General features: G+C 60.7%; 9 protein-coding genes. 8 read left to right on the top strand and 1 reads right to left on the bottom strand.

Features of this window, described 5'->3' with window-relative positions:
- Positions 1-12 precede the first annotated feature (12 nt).
- Complete coding sequence (locus RBA41_RS20305; protein ID WP_306626072.1) at positions 13-1,155, bottom strand: diguanylate cyclase; 1,143 nt, start codon at positions 1,153-1,155, stop codon at positions 13-15.
- Positions 1,156-1,526: 371 nt separating this feature from the next.
- Between RBA41_RS20305 and RBA41_RS20300 the strand changes: the two genes are divergently transcribed.
- The 8 genes from RBA41_RS20300 to RBA41_RS20265 all read left to right on the top strand — a co-directional run bounded on the left by RBA41_RS20300 (position 1,527) and on the right by RBA41_RS20265 (position 9,581).
- Positions 1,527-2,225, top strand: coding sequence for a DUF4386 family protein (locus RBA41_RS20300; RefSeq protein ID WP_306626071.1), 699 nt, complete (start codon positions 1,527-1,529; stop codon positions 2,223-2,225).
- Positions 2,226-2,353: 128 nt separating this feature from the next.
- Entirely contained in the window at positions 2,354-2,788 is a 435-nt protein-coding gene (locus RBA41_RS20295; protein WP_306626070.1) for a hypothetical protein, read from the top strand.
- 74 nt (positions 2,789-2,862) lie between these two features.
- Positions 2,863-3,336, top strand: a complete 474-nt coding sequence (locus RBA41_RS20290; RefSeq protein WP_306626069.1) for a hypothetical protein — start codon at positions 2,863-2,865, stop codon at positions 3,334-3,336.
- A 682-nt stretch (positions 3,337-4,018) separates the two neighbouring features.
- On the top strand, positions 4,019-5,614 hold the full coding sequence (locus RBA41_RS20285; protein WP_306626068.1) for a hypothetical protein: 1,596 nt from the start codon (positions 4,019-4,021) through the stop codon (positions 5,612-5,614).
- A 179-nt stretch (positions 5,615-5,793) separates the two neighbouring features.
- Entirely contained in the window at positions 5,794-6,381 is a 588-nt protein-coding gene (locus RBA41_RS20280) for a hypothetical protein (RefSeq protein WP_306626067.1), read from the top strand.
- 162 nt (positions 6,382-6,543) lie between these two features.
- On the top strand, positions 6,544-7,917 hold the full coding sequence (gene eat, locus RBA41_RS20275; RefSeq protein ID WP_306626066.1) for an ethanolamine permease: 1,374 nt from the start codon (positions 6,544-6,546) through the stop codon (positions 7,915-7,917).
- Positions 7,918-7,996: 79 nt separating this feature from the next.
- Positions 7,997-8,584 carry a hypothetical protein gene (locus RBA41_RS20270; RefSeq protein WP_306626065.1) on the top strand — a complete coding sequence of 196 codons (588 nt, stop codon included), beginning with the start codon at positions 7,997-7,999 and terminating at the stop codon, positions 8,582-8,584.
- Positions 8,574-9,581 carry a nucleotidyl transferase AbiEii/AbiGii toxin family protein gene (locus RBA41_RS20265; RefSeq protein ID WP_306626064.1) on the top strand — a complete coding sequence of 336 codons (1,008 nt, stop codon included), beginning with the start codon at positions 8,574-8,576 and terminating at the stop codon, positions 9,579-9,581. Before RBA41_RS20270 ends, RBA41_RS20265 begins: the two co-directional genes overlap by 11 nt.
- The last annotated feature ends 1 nt before the right edge of the window (position 9,582 follow it).

The raw sequence follows: 9,582 nt of genomic DNA, 5'->3' as shown, positions 1-9,582 counted from the left end.
CCGGCCACCGTCTTACGCCGCCACTGTCCGGTTGCGCCCGGCGTCCTTGGCCGCGTACAGCGCGCGGTCGGCCCGTTCTATCATGTCATCGATCGGTTCACCGTCGATGTAGCGTGTCAGGCCGGTCGAGAAAGCAATCCGCAGATCTGGAACATGGGCGCTGGCCGATGCCGCCGCAAGCGCCCCGCGCAGCCGCTCGATCGCGGTGTGCGGGTCGCCCGGAGGGCTCGTTTCCGGCAACAACAGCAAGAATTCCTCGCCTCCCCAGCGTGCGACGATGTCGGTACTGCGCAGCTGGGCGCGCGCCAGGTGGGCGAATGTCATCAGTGCCTCGTCACCGACACGGTGGCCATGGGTATCGTTAACGTTTTTGAAAAAGTCGATATCGGCGAGCGCTACCGCAAAGCCGGGTCCGCCACGCGCCCGCCTGGTGATGTGCTCCCCCAGCAGGGTGATCATGTGGCGCCGGTTGTCCAGCCCGGTCAGTTCATCGTGGGTGGCGGCGACCTGGATGCGCTCCAGCGCCCGGGCCAGCTCGTCCTTCTGGCTGCGCAGACGTTTGCGCATTTTAGATACCAGCATCGACAGCATGGAGATGGCCGTGAGGGACGTCGCCATCATGGCGAAATACATGAGCTCCAGCGGGCCCTGGTAGACCTGCGGGTCGGTGCGCACTTTCCACGCCATGACAAGACCCATCACGGTCAGGGTATACAGTAAGACAAGGCGAACTCGGCGCATGCTCATGTCGAACATGCCATACACGGTGACCACGGCCAGGAAAACGATCGTGGCGGAGTGAATCGGGCCGCACACCGCATAGGCGAACGCAACCATGGACTGTGCCACCAGTGCCTGCGGGAAAGCAAGCTTGGGCTCGCTGAAACGGAGATTGAGGCCGCTGCGTATGATGAAGTAAAAAACCGGGCCGGCCAGTGTCAGCAGCAACGCGAGAATGCTGATGTTCTCTATGGGAAATACGTCATAGAGTACGCCAAAGCTCAATAGTGCAAGACAGACCGAATACAGGGCAGTGGTGGTCAACACCATCGTGATAGCCCGCCGTTGGTCGCGGTCGTTGGTAAGGACCAGGCTGGCGAAGCCTTGCATCCGGCTCAGGGGTGCGCTAGCGTTAAGTTCGTTTCTGGCAGCCATTACACTCTTCATCGGACCTTCGTGGTTTCATGAGGATCGTTACCCAGATCAATTATCCACGAACTCTTGCTAGCTAGCCGTTCGGTTAGCCCGCAACCCCAGCACCCCGGTGCCGCAGCCTCGTATGGCTGATTTGACAATGTCCGAGCGTTACCATTGCGTTCCAGCATCCCAACGCAAGCGCGTTGACGACCGCAAGACCTTTTCATGAGCTTGTCGACAGGGCGATCTGAACGCCACCAAAGTGGAAGCGTTTTCATCTGTCCGCGATTTTTGCGTCCTATCCGTCTCCATGGTTCGTCCATCGCCTCGTTGTGCGGCGTCTCTGCGGCCGATGCTACTGTCTCGGGTCACAACCATCAGGGGCTCACATGCAGACACAATGGCAAAAAATCGGGGGCGTTGCAGCATTTTTTGAAGCGTTCGCCTACATCGTCGGTTTCAGCGTCATGCTGACCGTGCTACAGCCGGCAGCGGGCGCCGGTACCATGCCCGAGCAACAGCTGGGCCATATCCTGAGCATGTCGGCGCTGTTCAAAGCCTGGAATATCGTCATCTATGTCGTCTTCGGCGCAGTGCTGGCCGTGCTGGTGATCGCTCTTCATGCAAGGCTTGCCGAGGGGGCGGAGATGCTGATGCGGGTGGCCAGCGCGTTCGGCCTGATCTGGTCCGGCCTGGTGATTGCGACGGGCATGATCGCCAACGTCGGCCTGAGTACCGTCGCCAAACTGTACGCGGAAGACCCGCGCTTGGCCACAGTGGCGTGGCGTACCCTGAACGCGGTGCAGGAGGGGCTGGGCGGCGGTGTCGAATTGGTTGGCGGGCTATGGGTGATCCTGGTGAGCGTGGTTGCGCTGCGCCTGGCGGCCCTCCCGCGGCGGCTCAATTATATTGGGATTGCCACCGGAACGGCTGGTGTGCTCACCGTGATCCCGCCACTTGGCGAACTGGGTGCTGTCTTCGGCATCGGCCAGATTGTCTGGTTTGTCTGGCTCGGGATTGTGATGGTATCGCCGCCAGCGGTACTGCGTCCGGGCGCCGAAGGCGCTGCCGCCGGAACGGCGCCCTGACGGTGCTGGTGTTGCTGCGGCTGCAGCCGACGCGTCGCGTATTTTTCGTCAGACTGTTGCAAGCGCTGCGCGACTGATCAGATAGCGCCATATTTGTACAAGAACAGCATAAAGAAAAGGAAAAACACGTGAACGAAGATATTAGTGCTTTCGATAAGTACGTCAACCCCGATCACGTCATAGGGTCTGCGCGTTTTGCGTTTCACTGTGCGCACCCGGAGGTTTCTTACGATGACTATCGTGATAATCAGCGAGGTGAGATTCGCAATCGAATCCAATCCAAGCGCATCAATTATCTCGACACCAACGCCTGGAAGTGCCTCAGCGATTCTGAGCGCGGGAAGAAGACACTCACCGCCGGCATGGTCGATTTCGCCGATACCATGAACAGCGATAGAGTGCGCACTAACTGCGTTTTCCCGATCGGAAGCGCGACCATTTTTGAGCTGCAATCGATGGATGATCCGGAGTCGATGTCGGCAAAGCAGGTCGGCCGGGAAACCCGTCCTGGCCGATTGATTTCCCCCTCCCTACAAGGGACAATTTTGGGCGTATTACTTTAAAGGCGAGGGGGATCTGGGCGTATCATGGCGCGAAATCGCCGAAACCCGATTAGCAGGTAGCTCAAGAAAGCGTAATGAAAAAGATATCGATACCGGTTGCCAAAGGGATGCCTTTCCTATTTTTCGTCATATTGGGCGTCTTCGGCGCTATAGGAATTATAGGAATGAATCCCTGGGTGGTTGCAGCCCCCTGTGTACTGGCAGGCATCATCTACCTGTATTTCAAATGCGTCATAGGGGCAATGGCTGACGAAGTGGTTGACTGCGGAGATACGTTGTTAGTAAAGCGAGGGACAGTCGAGTGCCAGGTGCGCATAGCGGACATTAAGAGCCTGATCGACAAGACGCATGGTAAGGATAATCGCATCATCCTTAGACTCAGGCGTCCATGTGCTCTGGGAACTAGCATCGTTTTCGCGCCTGTTCTGGCAAGGGGGAATTTCTTCAAGCCGCATCCCATCGCCATCGAATTGAGTTCTCGTATGGAAGAAAGCCGCAAGGCGGACAATCAAGGCACGGGGTCAGGTCCAGCAAACGTACATTTATGAACTTTGGGCCCAGCACGGTGTCGCCGACGACTAGCGGAAACGGCCCATCTGTTGCTCTGTATTTGAATAAAAAAAGCCGCCCCAACCCGCAGCATTGCGCGGGTGCGAGGGTGGCTTGTATTTTTAGCCGCTAAGAAAAAGCGTTAGCCATTGGCCTGCGCCAGCACCGTCTCCAGCATCTCGATCATGCGCGGCACGGGGTCGGAGGCGACATCGGATACGGTCCCATCCGTCGGTCTAGTATTTGAATAAAAAAAAGCCGCCCCCAACCCCTGCTCATCGCGTGGGGGTGTCGGGTATGGCTCTTTTTTAGCTGCCAGGAAGTGGCAGCAAGAAAGCTACTTGATCCGAGAGGACCAGCGCTCGGCCTCGTGCTTGATGATCATTCCTTCGAGCAGTAGGCGGATGGGTCTGTCATGCAGGAGTGGCGCGCATGGCAAATGTTGGCATTCCGGCAAGTCATTGCCAGAGCTTGCCCACGCCTGGATCAGGACGCGTTTTGGATTGCATGGCGTATCCGCATCTCGTTCGTCAGATGAATTTTCGGCGAGCCCTCATGATTCCCCATCGGCGGTCGTTATGACCTTATGTCAATGTTGCTTCGGCGGACAGGCCGTCCTGAAGTGTCCAATTGATAAATAGCCACTCCTTGAGCCTAATTCACTATGTTCGTACAGCGTCCATGACCGCTATTTCCTCCATCCCTGGCTGGAACTCCACGCCAGTGCGTAGCCCCGCCCTCACCACTAGCCGGAGTGAAGCGCCAGCAGTACAGAGGGCGACGCCCTCGACCATCGTCAATCTCAGCCCGCAGAGCGTCTCGGCATCCCTGAGCGGCGCCGCCGCGCTGACGTGGGAATCGACAGCGCAAGACGGCATGAGTGCACTGATCGGCACCAATGTCGCTTCGCGCTCGCTGGCCGGCCGCTTCAGCGGACTGGGCTCGGCCCTGCTGACGCAATTCAGGGGCGATGTCAGCAACGTCTCGCAGTCGGTGCGGCTGTCACCGGCGGTAACGCCGTCATCGCCCTACGGCATCTCGGCCGCACCACCTGCCTTGCATGGCCAGGGCGACGACACGATCTCGCTCAGCATCACCACCAAAAACGGCATCGAGGTCAAGCTCGCGCTGGATAACCAGGACGATGGCCTGGCGGTGCAGATGAGCAGGAGCGGCGAACTGAGCGACGCGGAGCGCAGCGCACTGGCCGGCCTGGCCGGCGCTTTCCAGGACGCCATCGACGGCATGGCGGAACAGCCGCCCTCGGTCAAACTGGCGGGCCTCACGCAATTCGATCCGTCCGTACTGGCGTCGGTGGACCTGCGCGCGGTGATCAGACTCGATACCGATCCCGACCGCACGCAGGCACTGCACTTTCATGCCGACGGCGCGCAGCGCAAGGTGAGCCTGAGCGGCCCGTCCGGCACGGCCTCCGTCAGCGTCGATACCAGCAACCTGTCGGGCTTGGGCAGCCCTGAACAGCAGGCCAGGGCACTGGCCAATCACCTGAAGCAGTTCGACCACGCGGCAAGCAGGGGCCGTGCCGACGCGGGGCTCATGACGATGTTCAAGGAGGCATTTTCCGGGCTCAACGCCAATGTCGGCGCCGCGCCGGCGCGCGCCGGCGCCGCCCCCGGCGGCAAATGGGAACTGGCGGCCGGGGACCACGCCGCGCTCACCGGGCTGGCCGACTTCAGCGCGTCGGTGAGTCAGGCGTCCGCCTCGATCAATCCGATGCGTCCGAGCGAACAGGACAGCTTCACCTACGACGTCTCGCAGAGCACCAGCATCGGCGGGCGCAGCCAGGGCGAGCGCTCTATTTCGCAGCAGCAGAAGTCCGAACTGAACGCCAGTTTCCATACGCCGGGCACGCCGGGCGGGCAACTGAAGCTGGACTACACCGAGCAATCTCAAAACTACAACTTCCATCAGATCAAGGATGCTGCCAGCAGCGATGTGAATCTGGCCTACAACGAGGGGCGGCTGGTCAAGGCCACGCTCAATCAATCAGCCAGCCAGTCGGCCCGTGTGATGAGTTATGCGATGGGCAATCTGGTGTCCGATACGGTCACGCCAGTCCAGCAAGCGTTCCAGCGCGATCTGCTGTCCACGCTGGCGCCTTACCTGACCGGCGATCCACGCCGGACGGAAGAGGAAAGGGATAGCCAGCGCAGGCAATCGATGAGCAGCCTGAGCGAGCAGGTTTTGCTCAAGGGCTATCCGGATCCAATGGATGGCACCTGGTCGCTCGACAAGGCCAGTGCCATGCGCGTGTAAAATGATGTCATGACGGGCTCCACTGGTGCCGAATGCGCAGGCTTGCAACCCAGGTTGCAGGCCTTTTTTGTCTGGTTGGTTTGGCGCGGCAATCGATCATTGCCGGGCTGCCGATGCGGGCAAGCGCGCAGGCATGGCCTGCCCACAGCTGTGGCGATGCGCTATATTAGGGAAGCAAATTGAAAAAGATCAGTACCGTCGTCTATGCCGTGGTCATAGGTTTCGTGTTGTATGCCGTAGCCTATATGTATTGCTGGGGCAGGCCGGCTTGCCTGACGAACGACTACGAGCAGCTCAGCTGGACGTTTTCGGCTGGCCATGCCGACAGCGCGCTGCGCGACGGCAGGCCCGATATGTCGATCGGGATGAGCGTCCTTGCACCAGGCAACGCACATGCGAAGACTGCGTACACCCGCGCTTCGCTCCTGATCGAATGCAGACGTCCCCTGGAAGACGCCGCCAGAATCTCCTATGTCGAGATGCGTTCGGCGCAGCTGAGCACGGCCATCGAAGCGTGGCTGGCCGGGCGCAACGACGTTACCGGATTTGGCCACGGCACCCTCAAAACCGGTAAAACAGTGCTGGATCCCGGCCCATCGTGGCTGGCCAAGCCGGGCTGGCGCCACGCTTATTCTGCAAGGCATGCGCCCGACTGGTATCCGACAAACAGAATGACCGAGCAGAACTTCGTCGCCTTCTGGGGCACCGGCTACCTGTTCAGGGGTGAAGGCAAGGATGAGTATTACTGGGTCGGATTTGACAGGTGATGTGTTGAATTTTCTTCGCCAAAACCGTTAATTTAACGGCATACTTGACTCGTCGGCACTGTTTATCCTCTTCGGATAGCACCTTCCCGCTTGCGATTGGGCCGGCCGCATCGAGCAATCTTCGTCTCAAGTTTCGCCACCTTACCCGGATTGGAGTCACTCATGAACGCGAATAACGCAGGCGCGCCCGCGCTCAAGCAGGCACTAAGCACCTTTCAATTGTGGGGTATCGCCGTCGGGCTGGTCATTTCCGGCGAGTATTTCGGCTGGAGTTATGGCTGGGCCTCGGCCGGCACCCTCGGCTTTGCCGTGACGGCGCTCTTCATCGCCGCCATGTACACCACCTTCATCTTCAGCTTTACCGAACTGACCACATCGATCCCGCATGCGGGCGGCCCGTTCGCCTACAGCAAGCGCGCCTTCGGCCCGGTCGGCGGCTACATCGCCGGCGCCGCCACGCTGATCGAGTTCGTGTTCGCCCCGCCAGCCATCGCACTGGCCATCGGCGCGTACATGAACGTGCAGTTTCCCGCCCTCGATCCCAAGCTGGTCGCGCTTGGCGCCTATCTCATCTTCATGACCATGAACATCATCGGCGTGCAGGTGGCGGCCACGCTGGAACTGCTGCTGGCCATCGTGGCGATTTTCGAGTTGCTGGTGTTTATGGGCGTGGTCGCTCCGGGCTTTTCACTCGCCAACTTCACCAAGGGCGGATGGGCAGGCCAGGACAGCTTCAGCATGGCGGCCATTCCGGGCATGTTCGCGGCCATTCCGTTTGCGATCTGGTTTTTCCTGGCCATCGAAGGGGTGGCGATGGCGGCGGAGGAGGCGAAAGACCCGCGCCGCTCGATTCCCATTGCCTACGTCAGCGGCATCCTGACCCTGGTGGCGCTGGCCCTGGGCGTCATGCTGTTCGCCGGCGGGGCGGGCGACTGGACCAAGCTGTCCAACATCAACGATCCGCTGCCGCAGGCCATGAAGATGATCGTCGGCGGCAGCAGCGGCTGGCTGCACATGCTGGTCTGGCTCGGCCTGTTCGGACTGGTCGCCTCATTTCACGGCATTATCTTTGGCTACTCGCGCCAGATTTTCGCGCTCGCCCGCGAAGGCTATCTGCCGCATTACTTCGCCAAGATTCACCCGCGCTTCCAGACCCCGCACCGCGCCGTGCTGGCCGGCGGCGTGGTTGGCATCGCCGCGATCTACAGCGATGAACTGATCAAGATCGGCGGGCAGACCCTGACGGCCAATATCGTCACCATGTCGGTCTTCGGGGCGATCACGATGTATATCGTCAGCATGCTGGCGCTGTTCAAGCTGCGCCGCAGCGAGCCGCAGATGGTGCGGCCGTTCAGTGCGCCGCTGTACCCATACTTTCCGCTGTTCGCCCTGCTCGGCGCGCTGGTGTGCCTGGGGACGATGGTTTATTACAACTTTGTGATGGCACTGGTGTTCGGCGGTTTGCTGCTGGCAGGCTACGCGGTGTTCCTGACGACGGCGGGGCGCCGCGCAACGCTGGCGGCGTCGCAGGCGTAGTCATTGTCGACTTACCTGATGGCGGCCGCTGTATCATATTGCTTTCTGTTAATTCGCACCGCGCGCCGCCTGAAGCACAATGTATGAAATTCACTTGACGACGGCGCCGCTCGCGGCGGCCCAGTGGCCTGCGTTCGACCGCTACGCCGCGTCCATCGGCGCCAGGCCCATGGTCATCGAACTGGCGCGCGGGGTCCACCCGGTGCAACCGATGCTGACCCTGTGCCGCGATGGCGGGCTCGATGAGGTGGTCCGCTTCGCCCAGGCGCTGGCCGGCCAAGCCGCGCAATCCGGTTTCGAGGTGGTGCGCTGCAAGATCGAGCAGGATGCGTCGGCGGACGTGACGTGCGCACAGGGCGGGCGCCAGCATTATTTTGAATGGCACGGCCGCATGGCTGTGCCGGAGCCGATCCGCATGCAGCTGGCGGCCGTGAGCGAACAATACGGCGGCCATTTGTCCAACAACGCCATCCGCGGCGGCGACATCCGCTATGTGACCTTGCGCGAGACGGGCGACCTTGCCGCATTGCGCCGGCGCGTTGCGGCCCTGGCCGATGCCATCGCTGCGCACGGATGGATAATCGGAAAACAGCAGTGGGAAAGCGTTGTCTTCGACAGCAATCTCACTCTCGATAGTGGATGGCTGGAGCATGACGATGAAGATTGATCTGACAACCATACGTAAGTACGCGGCGCACAGCGGCTTGTCCGAAGCGACCGCCCAGCGCATTGCGGTGGAAGAAGCCTTTCTCAGGCGCGCCGCGCTGGTGGACGGTCCTTTCATGCTCAAGGGGAGTTATGTCACAAGCCAGCAGATTGACGAGGGCTGGCGGCGCATTCCGGGCGACCTCGATTGGGTCGGGCTGGACGGCGTGGATGCCGGCGTGCTGACAGCATGGCTCACGGCGGTGACGGAAACCGAACTCGATGACGGTGTGCGTTTTCGCAGTTTTTCCGAAAATGCCTTCTTGCGCATGATCGAGTACGCGATGGACGACGATTTCCCGACCGTCAATACCGATATCGTCGCGTGGATCGGTGAGCACAAGCTCGAGATCCGCGACATGGATGTCAGTTTCGGCCTCAAGCTCGAGCCCCCGCCGCAGCCCTTGTTGTACCGGCCCCGGTTCGGCGCGCCGTTCATGGTGCAGAAAAGCGTGGCGGCCGAACTGCAGATGGCGTGGAAGCTGCATCAATGCCTGGTGCGGCCGCGCTTCAAGGACATGCTGGACCTGATTCTCGTGCTACGGGCGAATACGGTCGACGTGAAACTGGTCTGGAAGGCGCTGGAAGACGAATGCCGCCACGATAAAACGCCTCTTGAGCATTTCAACTGGCTGCTGGACCGAACGATCGGAGAGCATCCGGCGTGGAGGCGCCTGTCAAACGGACGCTATGACGCCGGCGAGTGTTTTTCGGTCTGGCGCAGCGCGCTTGCGGCCAACGGCGCGCTGCAGCTGTGGGAGTCGCAACTGACGGAGGTGTACATCGGCGGACGCGAGCTGCTGTGGGTGGAGTTCGAGCAGCTCGTCGCTGAACTGGCCATGCTGCTTGAAGGCGCCGGCTTTCTGCGGCAGCCCGTTGCGGCGACAGAGGCCTTCCATCGTGAGGCCCCCACCGGCTTGATCGACACGCTGGCGCGCTGGATCGGACGGCGCGACTGAG

Source organism: Massilia scottii, from assembly GCF_030846495.1.
In the GTDB taxonomy this organism is placed as follows: Bacteria; Pseudomonadota; Gammaproteobacteria; order Burkholderiales; family Burkholderiaceae_D; genus Telluria_A; species Telluria_A violaceinigra.
This window is presented reverse-complemented; position numbering and strand designations above follow the sequence as displayed.